Annotated in this window: 20 protein-coding genes; 7 read left to right on the top strand and 13 right to left on the bottom strand. The window is 59.8% G+C overall.

The window, feature by feature from the left end:
• Both IPP95_09395 and IPP95_09390 read right to left on the bottom strand, forming a co-directional pair.
• Positions 1-1,053 carry a gliding motility-associated C-terminal domain-containing protein gene (locus IPP95_09395; protein ID QQS71407.1) on the bottom strand — a complete coding sequence of 351 codons (1,053 nt, stop codon included), beginning with the start codon at positions 1,051-1,053 and terminating at the stop codon, positions 1-3.
• A gap of 4 nt (positions 1,054-1,057) precedes the next feature.
• Positions 1,058-1,603, bottom strand: coding sequence for a sigma-70 family RNA polymerase sigma factor (locus IPP95_09390; protein QQS71406.1), 546 nt, complete (start codon positions 1,601-1,603; stop codon positions 1,058-1,060).
• A 192-nt stretch (positions 1,604-1,795) separates the two neighbouring features.
• Between IPP95_09390 and IPP95_09385 the strand changes: the two genes are divergently transcribed.
• The gene (locus IPP95_09385) at positions 1,796-2,722 is read left to right on the top strand and encodes an LD-carboxypeptidase (protein QQS71405.1); all 927 of its coding nucleotides are present in this window, start codon (positions 1,796-1,798) and stop codon (positions 2,720-2,722) included.
• A gap of 39 nt (positions 2,723-2,761) precedes the next feature.
• Here IPP95_09385 and IPP95_09380 read toward each other — a convergent pair whose 3' ends face one another.
• Entirely contained in the window at positions 2,762-3,403 is a 642-nt protein-coding gene (locus tag IPP95_09380; GenBank protein QQS71404.1) for a DUF4412 domain-containing protein, read from the bottom strand.
• 102 nt (positions 3,404-3,505) lie between these two features.
• Between IPP95_09380 and IPP95_09375 the strand changes: the two genes are divergently transcribed.
• From IPP95_09375 to IPP95_09360, 4 genes are all read left to right on the top strand, one after another.
• Entirely contained in the window at positions 3,506-3,868 is a 363-nt protein-coding gene (locus tag IPP95_09375; protein QQS71403.1) for a YraN family protein, read from the top strand.
• The gene (locus IPP95_09370) at positions 3,865-5,223 is read left to right on the top strand and encodes an RNA-binding S4 domain-containing protein (protein QQS71402.1); all 1,359 of its coding nucleotides are present in this window, start codon (positions 3,865-3,867) and stop codon (positions 5,221-5,223) included. The genes IPP95_09375 and IPP95_09370 overlap by 4 nt, the downstream gene beginning before the upstream one ends.
• A 66-nt stretch (positions 5,224-5,289) precedes the next feature.
• Complete coding sequence (locus IPP95_09365; protein QQS71401.1) at positions 5,290-5,883, top strand: redoxin domain-containing protein; 594 nt, start codon at positions 5,290-5,292, stop codon at positions 5,881-5,883.
• The gene (locus IPP95_09360; GenBank protein ID QQS71400.1) at positions 5,871-7,316 is read left to right on the top strand and encodes a hypothetical protein; all 1,446 of its coding nucleotides are present in this window, start codon (positions 5,871-5,873) and stop codon (positions 7,314-7,316) included. The genes IPP95_09365 and IPP95_09360 overlap by 13 nt, the downstream gene beginning before the upstream one ends.
• Positions 7,317-7,408: 92 nt before the next feature.
• Here IPP95_09360 and IPP95_09355 read toward each other — a convergent pair whose 3' ends face one another.
• From IPP95_09355 to IPP95_09320, 8 genes are all read right to left on the bottom strand, one after another.
• A complete protein-coding gene (locus tag IPP95_09355; GenBank protein ID QQS71399.1) occupies positions 7,409-8,368 on the bottom strand; it encodes a DMT family transporter in 960 nt (319 codons plus the stop codon).
• Between the two features lie 44 nt (positions 8,369-8,412).
• Positions 8,413-9,276, bottom strand: coding sequence for a hypothetical protein (locus tag IPP95_09350; protein ID QQS71398.1), 864 nt, complete (start codon positions 9,274-9,276; stop codon positions 8,413-8,415).
• Entirely contained in the window at positions 9,273-9,848 is a 576-nt protein-coding gene (locus tag IPP95_09345; GenBank protein ID QQS71397.1) for a DUF502 domain-containing protein, read from the bottom strand. Before IPP95_09345 ends, IPP95_09350 begins: the two co-directional genes overlap by 4 nt.
• A gap of 89 nt (positions 9,849-9,937) precedes the next feature.
• Positions 9,938-10,288: an MmcQ/YjbR family DNA-binding protein gene (locus tag IPP95_09340; GenBank protein QQS71396.1), complete on the bottom strand. Its 351-nt coding sequence runs from the start codon at positions 10,286-10,288 to the stop codon at positions 9,938-9,940.
• On the bottom strand, positions 10,285-11,046 hold the full coding sequence (locus IPP95_09335) for a cyclase family protein (protein QQS71395.1): 762 nt from the start codon (positions 11,044-11,046) through the stop codon (positions 10,285-10,287). Before IPP95_09335 ends, IPP95_09340 begins: the two co-directional genes overlap by 4 nt.
• Positions 11,043-12,164 carry a radical SAM family heme chaperone HemW gene (hemW, locus tag IPP95_09330; protein QQS71394.1) on the bottom strand — a complete coding sequence of 374 codons (1,122 nt, stop codon included), beginning with the start codon at positions 12,162-12,164 and terminating at the stop codon, positions 11,043-11,045. Before hemW ends, IPP95_09335 begins: the two co-directional genes overlap by 4 nt.
• A gap of 123 nt (positions 12,165-12,287) precedes the next feature.
• Positions 12,288-13,793 (bottom strand): HAMP domain-containing histidine kinase, encoded by a 1,506-nt coding sequence (locus IPP95_09325; protein QQS71393.1) that lies wholly within the window; start codon positions 13,791-13,793, stop codon positions 12,288-12,290.
• Positions 13,794-13,945: 152 nt separating this feature from the next.
• Complete coding sequence (locus tag IPP95_09320; protein ID QQS71392.1) at positions 13,946-16,606, bottom strand: hypothetical protein; 2,661 nt, start codon at positions 16,604-16,606, stop codon at positions 13,946-13,948.
• Positions 16,607-16,800: 194 nt separating this feature from the next.
• On the opposite strand from IPP95_09320, the gene ispG reads away from it, so the two are divergent.
• Positions 16,801-18,777 (top strand): (E)-4-hydroxy-3-methylbut-2-enyl-diphosphate synthase, encoded by a 1,977-nt coding sequence (gene ispG, locus IPP95_09315; GenBank protein QQS71391.1) that lies wholly within the window; start codon positions 16,801-16,803, stop codon positions 18,775-18,777.
• Between the two features lie 535 nt (positions 18,778-19,312).
• Positions 19,313-20,035: a transposase gene (locus IPP95_09310; GenBank protein QQS71390.1), complete on the top strand. Its 723-nt coding sequence runs from the start codon at positions 19,313-19,315 to the stop codon at positions 20,033-20,035.
• A gap of 203 nt (positions 20,036-20,238) precedes the next feature.
• Here IPP95_09310 and IPP95_09305 read toward each other — a convergent pair whose 3' ends face one another.
• Positions 20,239-20,535 carry a transcriptional regulator gene (locus IPP95_09305; protein ID QQS71389.1) on the bottom strand — a complete coding sequence of 99 codons (297 nt, stop codon included), beginning with the start codon at positions 20,533-20,535 and terminating at the stop codon, positions 20,239-20,241.
• Positions 20,516-21,103, bottom strand: a complete 588-nt coding sequence (locus IPP95_09300) for a hypothetical protein (protein QQS71388.1) — start codon at positions 21,101-21,103, stop codon at positions 20,516-20,518. Before IPP95_09300 ends, IPP95_09305 begins: the two co-directional genes overlap by 20 nt.
• Positions 21,104-21,167: the final 64 nt, after the last annotated feature.

The raw sequence follows: 21,167 nt of genomic DNA, 5'->3' as shown, positions 1-21,167 counted from the left end.
TTATCGGAATAAGCGGACCACCTCGCTGTTCACGCGGGGGCGTCCATCGGCATCGGTCAACATTACCACGCACTTGTAGTACCCTTCCTCGGCGATGTTGCCATTGGGCAGGCGGCCGTCCCACATGATCGAGAGGTTGTTGGACCGGAAGATCAATGCGCCTCCTTTTGCGGCGAAGATCCGAACGTCCACTTTATCATAGTCCCTGGCAACGATCTCCAGTTTGTCGTTCACCCCATCACCTTGCGGGCTGAACACGTTGGGGATAAAAATGTCGCTGGTCGCCGCGATCTGGAAAGGATCGTCCGCCGAAAGATCGCTCACTTGATCGTCCTCCGCTGAGGTTGTGCCCGACCGGTCGTCATCCGGGCCTGTTATCGGGGTGTCCGTTCCCGCATTCGTCTTTGGTGCGGTCTCCGGTTTCGGGGCTGCTATTGCCGGTGCGGACACTTTGGGTCGCATCGCCGCAGGATCTTGTTCCTGTGTCTGGGCGTGGGCCTGATCATGAACGTCCGTGGCTTCCGGCTTGGGAGTGGGAAGTGGCGCAGATGTAACGGGTCGCTGCGCATCCTGACGGATCGATGGCGTTAAGGCTTTCACCGCAACTGGACGGTCCGGATTTTCCTTGCGCACGGGTTCCGGTTCCGGAAGTGTCGGAAGGGTCGCTGCTGGGGCGCTCACCAGTGCAGGTACCTCGGCGATCTCAATTTGGGCCTTCTGCGGAACGGCTGCTTTCTGTTGCGTATCCCCGCTGTTCCAGAGCAAAACTGTCGCGGTGACGGCCACGGCGGCCACTCCGGCGGCGAGCCAACCCGTGCTGAAGGAGGTACCTGCGGCGGCCCCTTGGCCCAACTGCCCGCTGATGTTCGCCCAGGCGGAAGGGTCCACTTCCACCTCGTGCCCCCGGAACTTGTCCTGGAGGCCTTCCCGGAGGCTTTCCCCGCTCGCGTTTGCGGCTAATTGCCCGCTCACATGCTCCCATGCGCCCGGCGGCACGTTCATTTCGTGGCCGGTGAAGCGCTCGCGGAGCAGGTCTGTCAGTTGATCGCTCATGTGTTCAGTGTCCGTACAAGTCCGCCGTTTCCTTCGGCAGCAGTTTGCGCAGGTAGGCCCGCGCCTTCATGAATTGTGACTTGGAGGTGTTCTCCGAGATCCCCAGCATCTCCCCGATATCCTTGTGCGGATAGCCTTCGATCACGAAGAGGTTGAAGACCGTGCGATAGCCCGTGGGCAACTCCTGGATCAGCGCGATCAGCTCGGAAGTGCTCATGGCGCTCACGGCCTGTTCATCCGTGGCATGCAGGTGCTCGGCCTCGGTAAGGTCCAAGCTGTGGTCGAAAGGCTTGTTCCGGCGGATCTGGTCCAGTGCGGTGTTCACCATCGTCCGCGCGATCCACCCGCCCAAGGGGCCGTCCGCACGGAAGTGCCCGATCTTCTGGAACACCTTCACAAAGCCATCTTGGAGGATGTCCTGTGCCTGTTCACGGTCGGGGGCGTAGCGCATGCAAATGCTCATCATTTTTCCGGCATAGGTCTGGTAAAGCGCCTTTTGGGCGATCGGATCCCCCTTGAGGCAGCCGGCTACCAATTGCTCATCCGTCATGACCTTGCTTTCGCTATGATGCGATAACGGGCCGAAAAGTTGCCCGATCGTGGTTTGAATGTACGGCAAAGGTCTGGGCCAGCACTGGAATAGCAGATCCAATTGGGGTATTCGTGTTACCCTACAAGCTATTTTTCATCTGCTTTCCCGTGGGAAAGAACGGACCTGTTCACCTTGTGCGACCTTCGCAGCATGATCATTCCACCACCGCTCCGTCCAGGCGACACCATCGCCATCATCCCCACGGCCCGAGCCATCACAAGCGGGGAACTTCAGGAAGGCATCACCCTGGCGGAGAGCTGGGGCCTGAAGGTGATCCTTGGGGCCGGGGTGGGCAGAAAACGGTTCCAGCAGGCGGGCACAGCGGAAGAACGAGCGGCCGACCTGCAAGCGGCCTTGGACGATGAGGCGGTGAAAGCCATTTGGTGCGCACGGGGCGGCTACGGGACCGTCCACCTGCTGGAGCTCTTGGACCTTTCCGTGCTTTTGAAGCGGCCGAAATGGATCATCGGCTTCAGCGATGTCACTGTGCTGCATTCCGCGTTGCATAACCTTGGTGCATGCTCCCTTCATGCGCAGATGCCGTTCAACATCACCGGCAAGACCTCTGAGAGCGTGGATTCGTTGAAAGCGGCCCTGTTCGGCACACCTCAGGCCATCAGTAGGTCACCATCCGACCAAGGGGACGGTATGCCGACAGACCGCATGGGCACCTGCGAAGGGCAACTCGTTGGAGGGAACCTGTCCATCCTCTACGCCCTCCGTGGCACGCCCTACGACCTTGACACCACGGGCAAGGTCCTTTTCATCGAAGACCTCGACGAGCTGCTGTACCACGTGGACCGCATGGTGATGAACCTCAAGCTGGGCGGCCTTTTCGAGAATTGCGCGGGACTGGTGCTGGGCACGATGACGGACATGCACGACAAGAACCCCGCCGACCCCTTCGGGCTGACGGCAGAGGCCATTTTCGCAAGGACGGTGCAGGACAAAGGGTATCCGGTCTGTTACAACTTCCCGGCCGGGCATATCGCCGACAACCGGGCGCTGGCGCTTGGCCAAAACGTGAAGCTCAGCGTGACCGCCGAAGGGGCCACGCTGAGCTTCAGGAAGAGTTAGCAAGTACGCCGTTCCCTCTGTGCCGAGGGTGCGATCAGCTTAGTTGCGCTCGAACTTCGTGAACCCTGCAGGGATCTCGAACTGATCGGCCTTTTGGGGGCCGCGTGACACCTTGGTCACTTCGAGGCGGCTCACTTCACTGCCGTCCATTTTTTGTTCCGTGCCCAGCATGGGGAACACGCCCTTCGCACCGTCGATCTTCAGGAAGAACAGGGCCTGCTCGTCCTTGCGATTGAGCGTTTCCAGCATGGGGACGAAGAAATCGAAGGCGTCCTGTGCCACCCAGTAGGTGAGCATACGGTCCTCGGAAGGGCTTTTCACCACCCATTTTTCACACTTGTAACCGGCCATGTCCTTCATCTCCCCGGTCTTCTTCACATCTGCCTTGATCTCCTTGGGCAGGCGCATATTGGGCACGTCCATGTAGAGCTTACGGTCCGGGCTCAAGGCCGTTACGGTCTTGTCGTGGTCGTCCACCAGCATGATGCCCTGCACGGCGCCGCGGGAGCTGAGCTCCTCGATCCGCACATGGTCGCCCTTGATGTAGTATTTGTAATTGGTGACCACCGGCCCGGTCGTCTTGGTGAACTCGATGGTGCCCTCGAAACTTTGGGCTTGGATGGCGGCCGTGGCGGCCAGCATAGTGCCGGTAATGGCAAGGTAGCGGAGTGATCGACGCATGTGTTTATTTTTCTATCGGTGCCTGACGGCGAAAGATGCTGAACTTTGACCCTCCAACGGGGCAGGCCCATGCGGGGTTACGCACAACACAACGTTGGTTCCATGGCTGATCACAACCGCACGGGCGAACAGGGGGAGCAATTGGCATGCCAATGGCTGGAGGCCAAGGGCTTTTCCATCTTGCACCGCAACTGGCGCCATGGCCGCGATGAGATCGATATTGTTGCCCGTGACGGTGATTTTCTCGTGGTGGTGGAGGTGAAGACCCGTAACACAGCGCGATGGGGCGACCCGGAACTGTCCGTGGGCCCGGCCAAACGAAGCCATCTGATGCGAGCGGCCACCGAACTTGTACACACCATTCCCGAAGAATTGGAACTGCGCTTCGACGTGGTCAGCATTACGCACACACCCGCAGGCCCTGAGGTCCTGCACATCCCCGACGCATTTTACCCCACGCTATGAGCAAGCGCACGAACGACCGTTCCCCGAGAGGTGAACGCCCCAGCAAGGGCCCTGGCCCCAAAGGAACCGGCAAGCACCGGAAGAGCGGTGAACGGCCTTCACGGCCTGGCCGGGATGAAGGCCCCGCGCGTGGCCGATCGAAAGGACCGGGGCGCGACCGCGATGAGCGTGGAGGTGCCGGCGAAGGAAGAAGTGCCGGCCCACGCAGTTCAGCCGGGCCGAAAGGACCTCGCCGGGATGATCGTTCCCCAGGACCAAAAGGTCCCCGCCGGGATGCCGGTGCAAGAGGACCTCGTAGGGATGAAAGTGCCGCAGGGCCGAGAGGCCCCCGCCGCGACGCCGGTGCAGGAGGCCCGCGCAGGGATGAACGTTCCTCAGGACCAAGAGGCCCCCGACGCGACGATCGTACTGGTGGACCACCCTCCTCCGGACCGGGCCATGCAAAGGGCCGGCCGCCCAAGCCATGGAAGACACAGAGCCAGGACGAGCGCACTTTCCGCGAGGGCGACCCCTTGACGCGCCGCCCTTTCCGAAAAGGAGAGCGCAGCAACCGCTTCAGCTTGCCGAACCCGGCCAATGACGGGCTGATCCGCTTGAACAAATACTTGGCTCAGGCCGGCGTGGGCAGCCGCCGGGAGGCCGATCAGCTGATCACAACGGGCGTGGTGACCGTGAACGGAAAAATTGTGACCGAGCTGGGCACCAAGGTGAAGCCGGACGACATCATCCACTTCGGCGGGCAGAAGCTGAGCGTGGAGCAGAAGCGATATGTCCTGTTGAACAAGCCCAAGGACACCATCACCACCACCGACGATCCGCAGGAGCGCCACACGGTGATGTCCTTGATCGCAAAGGCCGGCCCCGAACGGCTTTATCCCGTGGGACGCTTGGACCGCAACACCACCGGCGTGCTGTTGCTCACCAACGATGGCGACCTCGCCAAGAAGCTGACGCACCCGAGCCACGGCGCACAAAAGCTCTATCACGCCACGCTGGACCGCGCATTGACCGTGGACGAGCTGCATAAGCTCGTTGATGGCGTCCACTTGGATGACGGCCCTGCGAACGCCGATGAAGCGAGCTTTGTGGGTGCTACCAAGCGCGAGGTGGGCTTGATGATCCACATGGGCCGTAACCACATCGTGCGCCGCATGTTCCAAGCGCTCGGGGCCGAAGTGGTGAAGCTGGACCGCGTAATGTTCGCCGGCCTCACCAAGAAGGATCTGGGCCGTGGCAAATGGCGCCATCTTTCCGAAAAGGAGGTGACCTGGTTGAGGCAGATGAAGGACGCGCCCAAGGATACCAAGGATGAACGCGGTGGGCGCAGGACAAGACTTTCGCAGGGTAGCGAATAGGTGCGACGGAGCGGTCTTTCCGCGAATGTGCTGACCATCTTTTCAGGTGGGCCATAGCTTTGCACCATGCTCCTCTCCCGGATCGCATATGGTGTGCTTCCGTTGACCTTGATCGTGCTGGCAGGTTGCGGACCGAAGCCCGCCAGGGTGGCCTCCGTTGCGGACCGCTCTTGGACCAACGTACAAGGGGAAGAGATCGTGTTGAGTTCCTTGATGGGAAAGGCGGCCACCGTGTTCATCACCTTGGACCCGGAGTGTCCGTTCTGCCAGCTCTACACCCAAGCTTTCGAAGGGCTATCGGAGAAGTATGCTGCCCAAGGGGTGAAGGTCGTGGGGGTGTATGCAGGGCCGTTCATGGAACAGAAGAAGGCCGCATCGTTCTCGGCGGATGCCGGTTTTGATTTTCCGCAGGTGATGGATAATGGATGCGTGCTATCCCTTGCGTTGCAGGCCCGGGTGACGCCGGAATGCTACCTCACCGACGCGCATGGAACGGTGGTCTATCGCGGCGCTTTTGATGACCGGGCTATTCGGCAAGGGCGCAAGAAATACGAGGCGCAGAAGCATTACCTCGTGGATGCGATCGATGCCTTTCTGGCAACAGGGGAGCCACAGCCAGAGATCCCTGCCGTGGGCTGCATAGTGGAATGCGAAGAGTGATGTGCGTGAGTTTATCCGCACGAGCGATCGGTCTGGCGTTGATCGGTGTGGTGCTTGTGGCGGCCATGACCGCGTGTGGAAACGATGGTGATGATCATGCTGCAGATGTGGATGTACCTGTGTTGCAAGGCTTGCCGGACACGGTGACCTTTGCGGAGGTGGCACCGATCATCCGGGCCAACTGCATGCCCTGCCATCGCGAAGGACAGGCCGGGCCATTCGCATTGGTGAGCTATCGCGACATCCGGCGCAAGGCAAAGACCATCCGCAAGATGGTGATCCACCGCTGGATGCCGCCATGGCCTGCGGACACCGCGTACAGCACCTTCCTCGGAACCCGAGCGCTCAATGCCCGGCAGATCGCAACGATCGTGAAATGGGTGGACCAGGGCGGCCTTGTGGGTGACACCATGCACCTGCCGCCCATGCCGGTCTTCCCGGAGGGTGCGTTGATGGGCATGTCCGCCGGGACAGGTAAGCCGGACGCCGTGGTATGGCTGCCGGACACGTTCGACATTCCCGGCGACAACCGGGATCGCTTTATCATCGCCAAAGCACCTTTCGAGCTGCCTCGCGACACCTTCCTCAGCGGCGTGGAGTTCGTGCCGGGCAACATGCAAGGCATCCACCACATGAACGGGGCGATGGTCTCCTATGCGGAAGGCGCCAAGAAGGACGTGTTCGAGGGTGCGGCGTACATCGACGCGGACAGCACCAAGAGCCTGAACGCTTTTGCGGAACTGCATCTTCAGAACGACGATGGCACCTGGCCCGCGCTCACGCCCAACATGGTGAACTACCTGCCCGGCCTTGCCCCGCCGATCTATCCGCCCGGCATCGGGGGTTATCGCATTCCCCGCAAAGGAGCGTTCCTCATGAACAACCTTCACTACGGCCCGTCCATGCGGGACACCATCGATCGTTCCCGCTTCAACCTGTGGTTCACCAGCACACCGCCCGGACGACCGATGCACGAACTGGCGCTCGGCACGCTTGGCATGAGCCCGATAATACCGCCACTTATCATTCCGCCGGACACGGTGATGACTTTCCGCACCAGCTATACCGTGCCGAAGGACATCAGCGTGCTCACCATCAACCCGCACATGCACCTGTTGGGCAAGCACTTCCTGGCCTATGCCGTTACCCCGCGCAACGACACCATTCCTTTCATCCGCATCAACGACTGGGATTTCCGCTGGCAGTTCGCCTACACCTTCACGCACATGCTGCACGTGCCGAAGGGTTCGGTGATCCAGGTCGTCGCCACCTTCGACAACACTGCGGCCAACCGCAACAACCCCTACGATCCGCCCCGCATGGCACGTGAACCGCTCACCGGCAACATGCGCACCACCGACGAAATGCTTCAATTCTTCGTGAACTACGTGGACTACAAGCACGGTGACGAGCAGATCAGCCTTGCTCCTTAGTGGCAGTTGGCAGTATGCAGTGGCAGTAGGCAGTATGCAGTTGGCAATAAGCAGCCTACCGACTGCCGACTGCTACTGCCGACTTCAAAAGATCACCCTTGTGCCAAAGGTCGCGGCTTCACCATTTTCACGTTCATGCGCCGTTGCCGCCAGCCATTGAGGGAGATGCATGCGAGGATCAAGGCGATGCCGATGTAGGAGCCCGGGTGCATACGCTCGCTTTCCGGCCAGATCATCAATGCGATAAGGATGGTATAGACCGGCTCCAGGTTCACGGTGAGGATCACGGTGAACGGGGAGAGCTGCTTCAATACGTGGATGCCGGCGGTGAAAGCGAAGGTGGTACAGACGATGCCGAGGATCAAATGGCCGATGAGGTCGTGCGCCGGCATGCGCCAGATCGGCTCGGGGAGCTCGCCCCTCCAGGCCAGCCACAGGCCCAGCACCACCATGGCTGCGAACATTTCATAGAATCCGATGGACATCGCGTCGCCGCGCTGCACAAGTCTGCCGTTCACCACATTGAACCACGCGGACAGCAGGGCACTGATGGTGCCTAGGATGATGCCCTCGCGGTATTCGGTCTCCAAGCCGAAGATCAGCAGCAGCGCCGCCACGATCACCACGCCCAAAGCCAGCTCGAAGCCGCTGATGCGCCGCTTCGTCCAATAGGGTGTGATCAACGCGGTGAAGAACGTGCTGGTGCTGAGGCAGGCCACTGCCACAGAGGCGCTGCCCCGCTTGATCGCCAGGTAGAAGGTGACCCAGTGCGCCAGAATGATCAGACCGGTCAAGAGGTACCGGCCCAGGTCAGGCGTGCGCGGCGAGAGCGGGCGACGCATCCAAAGAGCCACCACAAAAAGCCCGATGCAGGCGATCGCGCAGCGGATGTAGACGATCTGCAACGCGCCTTGGTCGATCCACTTGCCCAGAATACCTGTCCAGCCCCAGATGAACACGGTGAGGTGCAGCAGCAGCAGTGCATTGCGCCGTAGCCGTGGATCCTCCCCAAGCGCAGCCGGTGAAGATGAAAGGTCGACCTTCCCGGACATGGCTACAGGGTTTCCAGTATGTTGCTCAGCCGAGAAGCGCACATTCAGTGGATGGCCTGCAACTTTTCCTGCAATCCGTTCACCACCGTTTGCTGACGGTCGATCTCTTCCTGCTTCGACACTTGGTCCTTGTCGTTCTGTTTGATCGCCCACTCCAGGTCCTTGGTCTTCTTCTCCATGTCCTCAGCGGTCTTGGCGGCACGGGCGGCCTTGTCATGCAGCTTTGCTTGTTGCTTCAAACGGTTCTTTTCCACATTGGGGTCGCTCGTGCTGTCCGCTGGGGCGGTTGGCATGGAGGCATCCATTTCGCCGAGCTGCCTTTCGCTGTTTTCCTTGTCCCGACCGGCCTTCTCGCTCCGCTGTTGTGCTTTCCGGACGTTGGTCTCGGCGCGGTCTTTCTCCCGCTTCAACATGTCAAGGTCCCGTTGAAGCCGACTGAGATCGCGTCGGCCCAGGTCCAGTGCGGCTTGGGCGAACTGCTTCAGCAAGGTCAGGGTACGCTGTTGGACCCATTGGGTGCAGCCATTGAGCTCGCGTTCCGGGGTGTCCGGCCCCACGTAGCCGGCGGTGGAAAGAAACGCGATGTGCGCCGTGGTGTACAAGCCGCCCTTGGGCCGGTCCACCGCGATCAGGATCCGCATGGTATCGGGAGAAGCGGCCGGGATGCGGGCCGCGGCTCCGATCAGCTCCTTCTTGTTCGTCACCTTCACGCTGATGCTTTTCAGCTCGTTCCGCCAAAAGGACGCCACGTCCCGTTCCCGCGCATCCTCGAAGGTCGCGTCGAACGTGGGATGCACACCGTCGCTGAACTGGTAGGCGCTCAAGCCCGGCGCGGATTGGGCATGCACCGTGGCCGAAGCAAGCAGTGCGATGATCAGTACGGGCAGTGCGAAAGATCCCTTCTTCATTCGTCGTCCACGCGCGTTACGCCTCCACTGAGGATGAACTTCATCACTTCGGCGGCCTTGGCATCGATGGGAGTTACGCTGGATGCGGGCACGATGAACAGGCGGCCGCTCCATGCAAAACTGTACGGTACGTAAACCGCCACATGCGTGCTGTCGATGCCGAGGTGGGTCAGGTCCTTCTGCGTCAGAAAGCCCAATTGCGCCAGTCCGGAGCCGTCCAATGGCGTGATCAGCACGGGCTTGTCGAATTTCTTCTTACTGCCTACCAGCCCCTCCATCAAGTCTTTCAGCGCATCGTAGACGGTTTTCAAAAAGGGGACACGCCGTAGGATATCATCGCCGATCTCCGCCATGCGCTGGTAGAAGAAGGTGGAGCCCAGCCAACCGATCAGGACAATGCTGGTCAGCACGATCACGATGCCCAGGCCGGGGATGTCCACCTGGACGATCTGGTCCAGCCAGGTCAATGCCTTCACCGCTACCGCACCGATCACCGCAATGGGCACGATCAGCAGCAGGCCCCGGAAGAAATAGCCCAATAGGGCGCGGCCTATGTTCCGCTGGTCTTTCATGCCGCGAAGATATTCCCGTCGGGTGCTATTCGCCGCAAGGACGCTTCGATGCAACGGACCCAAGACTCACGACCGCGGGGCTCATGACTTCATTTCTTCAGCTCCGCCTGCACTTTCTTCGGCAACGAAGCCACCACCAGCGCATAGCTATGGTCCAGCAGTTCCCGGATCAATGCGTCCTTCACGCTGCCATCGGTGGTCACCGTGTTCCAGTGCACCTTGCTCATGTGGTAGCCTGGCGTGATACCCTCGTACTCTTCGCGCAGCATCACCGCGCGTTCCGGGTCGCACTTCAGGTTCACGCTTTCAAAAGTGTTGAGGTCGGTAAGGGCGAACATCTTTCCCACCACCTTGAACACGAGCGTGTCCGGCCCGAACGGGGTCACTTCCGTTGTACCGGGCTTTTTCAGACAGAGTTCACGAAAAAACTCGATGTTCATGGCAATGGGGCGTAGAGCACCGGGCGGCTCGGCGCGGCATCGTTGATAAAGTTGGGCACCTGCAGTTCAAGCAGGTATTCGCCGTCGCGCACCTCATCGGGTACATGGATCATCTCTGTGATCGTGCGGCGCAGGTCCACCGTGTTCGGATAGTCCCAGAAGGCATGGTGCGCGGCGAGCTCGCCTTTATCCTCCTCACGGTCCACGCTGGGAACGTCCAACAGCAGGTGCAGCACGCCGATGCTGCGCAGCCAAGCACAGGCCTCCTTCTCGATGTACGGCGGGTTCGTGCCGGTCCATTGGCGGATGCGTTTGTCACCGTCGTTCGGCCAAGTCCGGATCACCAACGCTTCGGGAATGCGATCACCGATCGCGCCACGGATCAATCCCAGCGTGATCACTTTGTCAACTCCATCGGTCGTGCGGCGTTCCGCTGGCAAAACACTAATAAGCCGAGCCGCGAACCAGTAGCGCGGGAAGACCGGGCCCACGGGCTGAACCTCCGGTGTGATATGCCCTACGCTCTCCGTGTGGGTGCCATGGCCGTGCGGGTTGAAGGCCACGTCGCGGAAATTCACGGGTGCTCCAGCCGCTACGGCGTATGTTTTGTCACCATCCTGCACAGGTGTGAAGGTGGGTGGACCCACATGCCACGCACGCGGCCCCGCACTATTCGCGTCCAACGGCAGCGACAGGTCGATGGGCTTGTTCAGCGCGATGCGCCAAGTGCGTCCTTGGTGGGTGATCTCGGCGATCATGGCTCGGGGAGAAAGAGGTCCGACGCAATGCGGTCGGCGAAGTTTTTGCCTTTTTGGGTGAGGATCAAGCGTCCATCGCGCTCCAGAAGTTCGTCCAGCGCAAGATAGCGTTCAATGGCCTTCGCATTGGCCTTGTGGAACGCCTCGCCGAGCGCGGAAAGCTCCACGCCCCACATCGTGCGCAGGCCGGTGAGCAGCCGTTCGTTGATGCGCTGCACAGGCGTGAGCGTCTCCTCTTCCCAGAACCGTTCACCACTCTCTACGCCCATGGAATAGCGCACATTGTTCGCTGTGTTCCAGCGACGTTTCGCGCCATCGAACGAATGCGCCGAAGGTCCGATGCCTAGGTAGGGCACGCCTTGCCAGTAGCTTGTGTTGTGCTTTGCGAAATGGCCCTCCTTGCCGAAGTTGCTGATCTCGTACTGTATCAGTCCAGCCTTCGCGACGCGTGCGATGCCGTGCTCGAATTGTGCCGCTTGCTCTTCATCATTTGCCGGTTTGATGCGCCCCGTTTGCACCTGCTTGTGCAAGGCGGTGCGCGTTTCCACCGTGAGGCAATAGGCGGATAAATGCGGCATGCCGTGGTCCAACGCGATGGTGAGCTGCTCGTCCCATTCCGGCAGCGACATGCCCGGCAGACCGTAGATCAGGTCGATGGTCCAAGAGGCGAACCCGGCATTAGCCACAAGTTCGATCGCTCGAAGTGACTGTTCCGCATTGTGCGCACGTCCCATCCACTGAAGGCGTTCTTCGCGGAAGCTCTGCACACCCAGGCTCACGCGCGTGATGCCAATGTCGAGCCACGCCGCCAGCACCGCTTCCGAGATGTCATCGGGATTGGCCTCGATGGTGATCTCGGCATCGGCTTCGATCGTTGCAAGTGATCTTGCATCATTCAACAATGTCCCGAGTTCCTGCACTGAAAGCAAGCTCGGGGTGCCGCCACCGAAGTAGATGGATCTTAGTGCAGCACCGTTCAGTTCAGCGATGCGTGACCGCAGCTCTGCCCGCATCGTCGCCAGCACACGCTCTTTCGTGCCCATGGACGTGCTAAAGTGGAAATCGCAGTACACGCAGGCTTTGCGGCAGAAGGGGATATGGAAGTAGAGACCGGACAAGGGGTTGAAGGTGCACTCGCGACACGCGAGCGACTGCTACGCAAAGGTCGGATGAAATACAGCGAGCCTAATGCTCGGGAGTAACCGGTGTCAAACGCTCGCGTGTCGCGTGTGCTTGACACCTCACCCCCGCAACGAGATCCTGAACGTAGTCCCTTTCCCCACCGTGGAGCGCTTCACGAAGATCTTGCCTTTGTGATAGGTCTCCATGATGCGCTTGGTGAGCGAAAGCCCAAGGCCCCAGCCGCGCTTTTTGGTCGTGAAGCCGGGCTGGAACACGGTGCGCAGCTGCCTTGCAGGAATGCCTTTGCCGGTATCCGTGACGTCCACATGCACTTCGTTGCCGTCCTTTTCCGTGGTGATGGTGATGCTCCCTTCGCCCTCCATGGCGTCCACCGCATTGCGCATCAGGTTCTCCAGCACCCAGCTGAACAGCGCGCGGTTCAACGGGACGGTGATTTCGGGATCCGTGGTATGCACTTCGATCTTTACGCGGCTCGGCAGGCGCGGACGCAGGTATTGCACGGTATCACGGAGCACAAGATCGATCTTCTCCGGCACGAGGTCGGGCGTTGAGCCGATCTTGCTGAAGCGCTCGGTGATCATCTCCAAGCGTCCTACGTCCTTGCGCATTTCGGCAACGGCCGCAGGGTCGGTACCGTTCGCGTCCATCAATTCCATCCACGCCATCAGGGAGCTCAACGGTGTGCCGAGCTGGTGGGCGGTCTCCTTCGCCATGCCCACCCACACTTGGTTCTGCTCCGCATTGCGGAAGAGGCTGAAGAGCGCGTAGCTCACCAATAGGAACAATCCGATGATGATCAACTGCACATAGGGGAAGTAGCGCAGCTGGGTGATCACGCGGCTTTCCTCGTAGAAGATGTAGTTGCGGCCACGCCCAGCGAGCGATACCTCGATTGGTGGATTGGCTTGTGCCATGGCGGCGATGCGGGCTTCGAGCTTGACAGGGTCACCGATGGTCTCCATCTCGATGTTGCTGTGCTCGATCACGTGGGTGCGCGTGCTGTCGGTGTAGATCACCGGCACGGCGGCAGTGTTCATCACGGTCTCGCTGATGAAGCTGCGGATGATGTTGTCCATCACCTGCTCCAGTTCGGTGACGATGCGGGAATCGGTGTAGTGGAGGTATTGCTTGTGGTCGCCGAAGAGGGTGATGGGGATGGGCTCATGGACGGCATCCATCCGCTTCACCTCTGCGAGCAGGGAGTCCGGGTCGTCCTCGATCCCGGGGTCCAGGTTCCTGTGGCTCGACGTGGGCCTGCCCTTGTCATCGGTGATGATCACGGGGATGGTGGTGTTGTCGCTCACCACCTTGAGGTAGAAGCTGAGGTCGTTCACGTCGTCACTGGCGAGGTGAACCTGCGCGTCCGCCCACAGCTCCACGCGCTTGCGCTCCTCTTCACGCAGCCGGTGAAAGAGCGAGTCGGTGTAGTTCACCAACTGTGCCCGGTTGCGCACCGCCTCTGCCCAGAGCTCCACTTTGCGGCGCTCCTCCAAGCGCACCTTGTTCACGATGCGGCTGCTGTACCACAGCGATGCCCCCACGATGGTCATGGCCACCAGTGCGAGCACGAGCTTCCAGCGTTGTTTCCGTGAGTAGAGGTTCATTCCGACCGCGGATGTGCGGCCCCAAAGGTTAACCGCAGATGAACGCGGATGGACGCAGATGCTGAAATGTAGCCTTTATGCCCGCTGCTTGGAAATGTATCAGCGGTCATCAGCTCTTTCAGCGTCATCAGCGTTTCATCCAACGAACTGCCTCACTCCACGCCGATGATCACTTGAGGTTCCTCTTTGTCGCTCTTCTGCAGCAAGCGCCCCAGCCCTTTCTTCGGCTTTTCCACGGGCGGTGGTGGCGTTTTCTTCTCGTCGCCGAACTCCACGGTCACCTTTCCTTGCTGTGGAGGCGGTACGGCGGAAGCGGTCTTGTCGCCGGTGACGATACCCTTCAGGATCCCCTTGAGCTGCGCGGTCTCCTCCTTCATGCGTTCCTTCCGGCGGGCCGCGGCCACGGCACCGTCGTTGCCGAACTGGAGGTTGTCCGTGGTACCGTACATGTGTAGGAATATCCGCAGGCCGGTACCGTCGTCGATGATCGGGCCGAACTCGTCGCCGCTACTTTGAGCCGTGCGGAACAGATCGCCCAGACGGAAATTCAGGTGGTCGTCCACCTCGCCATCAAAGCCGTGGATGCCGCTCACTTCCAAGTCCATCACCGAGCTGCTCACCGTCATCAAAGGAAGATGAACGGCGCGGTCCTTGATCTCGATGCGGTTCTCCAGCTTCGCGAAGGTGACGTGCGCGAGCTGCTTACGGAGTGCATCGGTGTCCACGAACGGCGCGGTGAGCGTGTTCTTTTTCAAGTAATCCGCCACTGCGATCAGCGAGGCGTGGTCGTTCAGTTCGCCGTTCAGCAGGGTGACGTCCGCCACACAGTGAAGCTGTTGTTGGTCCAGGCTGAAGTCAGGTCGCAAGGGTGCGGTGAAGGTGAGCTGCGCATCGCCGTGCCCCTTCACGTTGGCCGAGGTGATGAAGGTCTGGCCGAAATTCTGGAATTCCGTGAACAGCGTGGTGACATTGATGCCTTTGAGGTCCGCGTTGATGGTCAGCGGATACGCGGGGGCTGGCCGGGCGTCGAGCTTCAGGCTACCGCTCACGCTGCCTTCCGCAGTTTTGAATGTCAGCGGTTCCAGTGCAAGTCTTTGGCCCGTCATCCGCACGTTGCAGGCGATCTCAGTGGCTAGGAACTGTTCCATTTTCAGCTCCCCGATGTCGGCTTTAAGGTCGAGGTCGATCAACGCGGGAAGCGTGAAGGCATAGGTGGAAGCCGGCGCAGGCGTGGCCTTGGTCCTCGCGGCGAGCAGGGATGCGAGGTCCAGTGAAGGCGAGCTTCCTTTGGCTTCGATGGTGAGCCGTTGGTTGTTGAAGAGCGCATATGGCATCAGGTTGTGCAAGGTGCCGGTAAGCTCCATCGCATTGCCTTGCAGATTGAAGCGGAGGCCGTGCACCAAGGCATCGTTGCCGGCCAACGCGAGTTCGGCGTTGAGCTCGGAGACACGGTGCCGCAGACCTTTCATCTTTAGACTGGCATCGGTCAGTTTCACGCTGCCGGTGATGGCGAGTCCGTGCAGATCTGCCGCCTTGAAGTCCTCCACGTCGCGCAGCCGACCTTGGATATGGGCCGTGGCCTTCATGTTTCCGGTCACTTGTTCCAACGTGTCCAGCCCTATGAAGCGCAGCAGATCCGCGAGGCCGAGGTTGCCGTGCAGGTCAGCGATCAGCTTGGCGTTCTTCAGCCCCGCCAGGTCCATGCTTCCTCCCACGGAGCCGGAAGGGGAGGCTGCGGAAAAGTTCTTCACCACGAGTTTGCTGGGTGACCATATCGGTGTGAGCTCCGCTGAGAATTCACCTTGCACTTTGCGAAAAACGGTCTTGGACGCCAGTTCGGTGAATCGGCCATCGCGCAGTTTCATGCCAATGGAGAGCGACGGGCCCGGCGCATCCAGTGGGCCGGCGTAGTGGATGGCGATGTCCGCACTGCCGTCCATGCCGTAGCGGCCCATGGTTTTGCGAAGATTCTCCGGAAGGAGTTGGACCACGCTGCCGAGGTCCAGCCCGAAGCCATTGGCGCGCAGATCGAGCGCATGTCCGGTCTTTTCCGGGGTTACGGCCAAGGTCACGTTCAGCGGCGTTTTACCGAAGAGCAGTTCCCCTTTCTCGATGCGGAACCCGCCTTCCGGACCCCCGAAGGCCATCTTCAGGTCCACCGTGGCTTTGCGGTCGGCGAGCACGGTGCCGTCCGTGTTGTCCCAGTGTCGCAACCAGATATCCCCACGTGTGGTCAAGGTGGATCCGGGATTGCGGAAACGCGCACCGAGCGCGAGCTTAGTGCTGCGGATGGCCACCTCCAATGCGGAACGGTCATCGCGGAAGCGGCCTGCCAACCCGTCGAAGGTTACCCGCCGCAGGTCGATGTCCGCGCTGCTGCCGTTCGTTGTGGCGCTGGTATCGGTTTCCCACACTTCCCAGGTGCCGTTGCCGTTGGCGTCCAGCCCCGGATAGAGCTTCACCTCCGAGCCGTGCAGTTCACGGACGGTGTAGTTGCCGGTCAGCAGGGCGAACACACTGAATTCGAGGTAGAGGTCCTTGGCATAGAGCAGCGTGTCCGGCTGCTTTCCGTCTGTGCGCACCTCCTGTATGTAGGCATCGTGGATGCGCAGGGAGGCCTGCGGGAACCGCTTGATCAGCGTGAGCTCGATGCCGTTCTGGTGCAGGGGGGCGGTGAGGTGGGTGTTCAGCTCGGACACCAGCTTGGCCTTCACTTCATCCTGGAAGAAATAGGCGACGGCGGCTAATACCGTGAGCACCACGGCCAAGGCGGCGATGGTGAACAGGGCGAAGCGTCGGATCAGGCGTAACATGGGCAAGGTCGAAAAGTACCGGAGGGTGGCAATGGGCGGGAGCAAGCAGGCGGGGGATCGTCCACAGGTGACTGTTCAACATGAACGCGAAAGGCGTGCCGGAAGTGTGGTGTCGATCGATCAGAAGATCAGATGATCAGATAATGAAACGCCGCTCTCCGCCAGACCGCGCCCCCATTTACCTTCGCAGCCCCATGGCACAGGACCTACTGATCACGCCCACCACCTACTGCCCCTCGCTCACCCGCTATGAGCGCTGGCACACGCGTAGCGTCATGGTCGGCGACGTGGGTATTGGCGGTGCCAACCCCGTGCGGGTGCAGAGCATGACCACCACGGACACCATGGACACCGCCGCCACCGTGGCCCAGAGCATCCGCATGATCGAGGCGGGCTGCGAGATCGTGCGCATCACCGCGCCCAGCAAGGTAGAGGCGGAGAACCTCGCTGAGATCAAGAAGCAGTTGCGCGCCAAAGGCTACCGCACGCCTCTGGTGGCCGACATCCATTTCACGCCCAATGCCGCCGAGATCGCCGCACGTATCGTGGAGAAAGTCCGCGTGAACCCCGGCAATTACGCCGACAAGAAGAAGTTCGATGTGCGCGAATACACCGACGCGCAGTACAACGATGAGCTGGAACGCATTCGCAAGCGCTTCCTGCCTTTGGTGAAGATCTGCAAAGAGGAGAGCACCGCCATGCGCATCGGCACCAACCACGGCTCGCTGAGCGATCGCATCCTGAACCGCCACGGCGACACGCCGCTGGGCATGGTGGAAAGCGCCTTCGAATTCCTGCGCATCTGCCGCGACGAGAACTACCACGAGATCGTACTGAGCATGAAGGCCAGCAACACCCACGTGATGGTGCAGGCCTACCGGCTGCTCGTCCATAAGATGATGGAGCTGGGCTGGAATTATCCGCTGCACTTGGGTGTCACGGAGGCTGGCGATGGTGAGGACGGCCGCGTGAAAAGCGCGGTGGGCATCGGGGCGCTGCTGGAGGACGGACTGGGTGATACCATCCGCGTCTCACTTACCGAGGATCCGGAGGCGGAGATCCCCGTGGCGGAGGAACTGGTGGCCCGCTACCCGCGGAAGGAGCATGATCCGATCCCTCCGGTGCATGGCTCCCCTCTCCCCGGGAGAGGGGCAGGGGGTGAGGGCTTTGACCCCTTCAGCTACGCCCGGCGGCATACGCGCGAAACGCTTAACATCGGCGCACGCCATGTCCCCGTGGTGATCGCGGACATGAGCGCCAAGACCGCCATCACGCCGGCGTCCTTCTTCGCCTGGGGCTATCGCTACAGTGTTCCGAACGACAAGTGGAACATCGCCGATCAGGCCTGCGACTATGCCTTCATCGGGAAGAACAGCATCAACTTCGCCATACCCGGCACGCTGGGCATCATTCAGGAACATGCTGTATGGCTGAAGGACCGTGCCAAGCCCCGGCATTACCCGTTCATCACGACCAACGATTACCGCGCAGGGGTGGAGCAGCACGACGAATTCAACCTCGTCTACGCCACGCTGCCGGACCATGATGCCACCTTGATCGAAAAGCTCCGTGACGATCCCACGGCGGTGTTGCTGATCGACACCTACAACGCGCACGGCATGGCCGAGCAACGCCGCCTACTGTTCGAGCTGATGGAGGCGAAGTGCGAGGTGCCGGTCATCCTCGGTCGCGCGTACGGCGACATCAACCGCGAGCAGTTAGTGCTTCACAGTAGCACAGACATCGGTCCGCTTTTTTTGGACGGCATGGGCGATGGCATCTTCATAGCCGACGAAGATGGGGGGCGCGAAGACCTCGTGTGCCGTACCGCTTTCGGCATCCTTCAAGCCACGCGGACCCGCATCAGTAAGACGGAGTACATCAGCTGTCCGAGCTGCGGTCGCACCCTCTTCGACTTACAGGAGACCACGGCCAAGATCCGCGCACGGACGAGCCACCTGAAAGGCGTCAAGATCGGTATCATGGGCTGCATTGTGAACGGCCCAGGCGAAATGGCGGATGCGGATTACGGCTATGTGGGCACAGGCGCAGGCGTGATCACACTGTACAAGGAGAAGGAAGTGGTGAAGCGCAACGTGCCCGCCGCTAGCGCGGTGGATGAGCTGATCGAATTGATCAAGCAAGGCGGCGATTGGGTGGAATCGGAGTAGCTCGAAGTCCCAGTTGGGTCACTCGAAGAGGACCCTTTTATGTTTGCCGAAGTGAAGACGACGGAGTTCTCCGTTCAGTCCGATCCGGGTGGTTACATTGATGTTCATACATGATGTGCCGCCTCGGCGTGTAAGGCCATGGGACCCTAGGTGAGCACTCCGCTACACCGTGACGCAGGAATGGCCTGCACGCTTGGCATCTTCAAGAGAAGGAACAGTACTTAAGGCCGAGCGATCGAGCCCGAATAAAGTAAAAGGAATTTCGATAGGGAGATGGGTGACATGTCGTGGATCCGTTCGATCACAGTTCAAACCCCCAACACGATGAAAGTACAATGCGTAGGAGTAGACATCGCCAAAAATGACTTCAAAGTGGCCTTTGCCACCAAAGGAGAAGATAACAAGCTGTCCTGTACCACGGCGAAGAAGTTCGACAATGCGAAGACAGGCTTCAACCAACTGGTGAGATGGGCAACCAGTGAGATGGACAAAAATGCACCATTGGTGTTCCTGATGGAGGCCACAGGAGTGTATCATGAAAAGCTGGCACATCACCTTCATCGTGCAGAAGCAGGTGCATGTAGTGCTGCCCAACAAATTCAAGCACTTCGCAGCAAGCCTGAATTCGAAGTCGAAGACCGATGCGATCGATGCCAAGTTGTTGGCCCGCTTCGGTGTGGAGCGAGAGCATCGGCCATGGAATCCGGCTGAACTCGTCATCAAGCGGATGCGCGATTTCAGTCGCTACCGGGTACAGCTACAAGAACAGAAGACGGCCATCACCAACATCCTTCATAGCAAGGATTATGCGCATGGTGTACCAGCGGATATCAAGAAGAGCAGCAAGAAGGTCATTGCCGTGCTGGAAAAGGAAATCGCGATACTCAGTAAGGAAATGGAGAAAGTGGTGAAGAGCGATCCGGAAATTGAAGCCAAGGTGAACAAACTTCGCACCATTCCGGGATGCGGCATCACCACAGTGGCGGCCATAGTGGCGGAGACCAACGGGTTCAAAGAGTTCAAAAGCGCCAAGCAGCTCACCAGCTATGCTGGCTACGACATCGTACACAATGAATCGGGCACATCAGTGCTAAGCAAGACGCGTATCTCCAAGAAGGGCAACAGGTACATGCGCCACCACATGCACATGCCCGCCTTGAGCGCATCCAAGCACATTCCCGAGTTCAAAGCGTTGAGAGAGCGCATTAAAGGCCAAAACGGGGATACCGATGAAGGCGCAGGTGGCCGTCCAGCGTAAACTACTGATCCTGATGTACACCCTCTGGAAAAACGACTTGGTCTATGAGAAGGACTACCACCAAAAAAAGGTAGCCCGGAACAATGCCCAGGCTACACAGGATAGTGCTTTGCAGCAACTTCCTTTGGAGGTTTAAAGATAGTTGAAAATAAATCGACAGGACACTTGCATGTTAACACAGTACCTGCGTTGGGATGGCCGCCTCAACTTTCAGCGCTACCGAGGTATTCCTTGATCGCCTGCACGTACGCTTCGAATGACTTCAGCCCCTTCGCGGAAAGCGAGCAGCGCGTGTTTGGATAGTTGTCCTTGAAGGTCTTCTTCACGGTGAGGTAGCCAGCGTCCTTCAACTTCGTGATCTGCACACTGAGGTTGCCGCGCGTGGCCCCGGTCTTCTCCAGCAGGAAGTTGAAGTCCGCGCTGTCCACGCTCACCAACAGGCTCACGATCGCCAGCCGCAATTGGTTGTGCAGGACGGGGTCAAGCGGTGCGAAGGCCATCCTCTTGACGCTTGAGCAGAATGCCAGGCACGATGTAGCCGAATACCATGGCGATGCAATATGCGGAAACGATCACGGTGTCGTTCCCGCTGTAGAACATGACCATACCGGACAGCCAGAACAACAGGCCACCGAAGATCAACGGTCTGAAGCGCATGACCTGACCCGTAAGGAATGTGGGCATTGCAGTGAGCAGTGTGATGGCAGCCCCCGGGTCTCTGCCGGTGCCGGCGAAGGCGAACATCATCAAGAGCATGGTGATCACGAAAGCGCCCCAGATCCAACCCACTACACGGTCCATCGGGTTCGCGACCTGCTCCTTCTTGCCTTGGCGAAAACCATATATGGAACTGATGATGCCGCCCAAGGCCCCTGCCACACCCCAAGCTGCTCCGTGGGCCCAGGCGTCCCCGGCATCCCGCATCATGTAAGTGGTCACCATGGCGGCTAGAAGCAACACGCCCCACATGAGGAAGTAAAAACTCATTCGGGAGAAACTGCTTTTGGCTTGTCCAATCATCGTCTCGATGAGCTTCAGGCTTTCAGAAGGGGTGAGTTCTTGTTCCATGGTGATCACAGTTTGGGGTGCCGGTTTATTCCGACGGAGCAAATGTAAACAGGTTTATGAAATA

It is taken from the genome of Flavobacteriales bacterium, assembly GCA_016700415.1.
Classification (GTDB): Bacteria; Bacteroidota; Bacteroidia; order Flavobacteriales_F; family PHOS-HE28; genus PHOS-HE28.
Note: the sequence above shows the minus strand (reverse complement) of the source record. Positions and strands in the feature narration are given on the sequence as shown.

Excerpts from the sequence above, each read along its gene's own strand:
- IPP95_09380 (QQS71404.1), bottom strand. The coding sequence starts at position 3,403 with ATGCGTCGATCACTCCGCTACCTTGCCATTACCGGCACTATGCTGGCC.
- IPP95_09345 (QQS71397.1), bottom strand. The coding sequence starts at position 9,848 with ATGAAAGACCAGCGGAACATAGGCCGCGCCCTATTGGGCTATTTCTTC.
- IPP95_09350 (QQS71398.1), bottom strand. The coding sequence starts at position 9,276 with ATGAAGAAGGGATCTTTCGCACTGCCCGTACTGATCATCGCACTGCTT.
- IPP95_09370 (QQS71402.1), top strand. The coding sequence starts at position 3,865 with ATGAGCAAGCGCACGAACGACCGTTCCCCGAGAGGTGAACGCCCCAGC.
- IPP95_09385 (QQS71405.1), top strand. The coding sequence starts at position 1,796 with ATGATCATTCCACCACCGCTCCGTCCAGGCGACACCATCGCCATCATC.
- ispG (QQS71391.1), top strand. The coding sequence starts at position 16,801 with ATGGCACAGGACCTACTGATCACGCCCACCACCTACTGCCCCTCGCTC.
- IPP95_09365 (QQS71401.1), top strand. The coding sequence starts at position 5,290 with ATGCTCCTCTCCCGGATCGCATATGGTGTGCTTCCGTTGACCTTGATC.
- IPP95_09335 (QQS71395.1), bottom strand. The coding sequence starts at position 11,046 with ATGATCGCCGAGATCACCCACCAAGGACGCACTTGGCGCATCGCGCTG.
- IPP95_09395 (QQS71407.1), bottom strand. The coding sequence starts at position 1,053 with ATGAGCGATCAACTGACAGACCTGCTCCGCGAGCGCTTCACCGGCCAC.
- IPP95_09325 (QQS71393.1), bottom strand. The coding sequence starts at position 13,793 with ATGAACCTCTACTCACGGAAACAACGCTGGAAGCTCGTGCTCGCACTG.
- IPP95_09355 (QQS71399.1), bottom strand. The coding sequence starts at position 8,368 with ATGTCCGGGAAGGTCGACCTTTCATCTTCACCGGCTGCGCTTGGGGAG.
- IPP95_09340 (QQS71396.1), bottom strand. The coding sequence starts at position 10,288 with ATGAACATCGAGTTTTTTCGTGAACTCTGTCTGAAAAAGCCCGGTACA.
- IPP95_09305 (QQS71389.1), bottom strand. The coding sequence starts at position 20,535 with ATGGCCTTCGCACCGCTTGACCCCGTCCTGCACAACCAATTGCGGCTG.
- IPP95_09320 (QQS71392.1), bottom strand. The coding sequence starts at position 16,606 with ATGTTACGCCTGATCCGACGCTTCGCCCTGTTCACCATCGCCGCCTTG.
- IPP95_09375 (QQS71403.1), top strand. The coding sequence starts at position 3,506 with ATGGCTGATCACAACCGCACGGGCGAACAGGGGGAGCAATTGGCATGC.
- IPP95_09300 (QQS71388.1), bottom strand. The coding sequence starts at position 21,103 with ATGGAACAAGAACTCACCCCTTCTGAAAGCCTGAAGCTCATCGAGACG.
- IPP95_09390 (QQS71406.1), bottom strand. The coding sequence starts at position 1,603 with ATGACGGATGAGCAATTGGTAGCCGGCTGCCTCAAGGGGGATCCGATC.
- IPP95_09360 (QQS71400.1), top strand. The coding sequence starts at position 5,871 with ATGCGAAGAGTGATGTGCGTGAGTTTATCCGCACGAGCGATCGGTCTG.
- IPP95_09310 (QQS71390.1), top strand. The coding sequence starts at position 19,313 with ATGAAAAGCTGGCACATCACCTTCATCGTGCAGAAGCAGGTGCATGTA.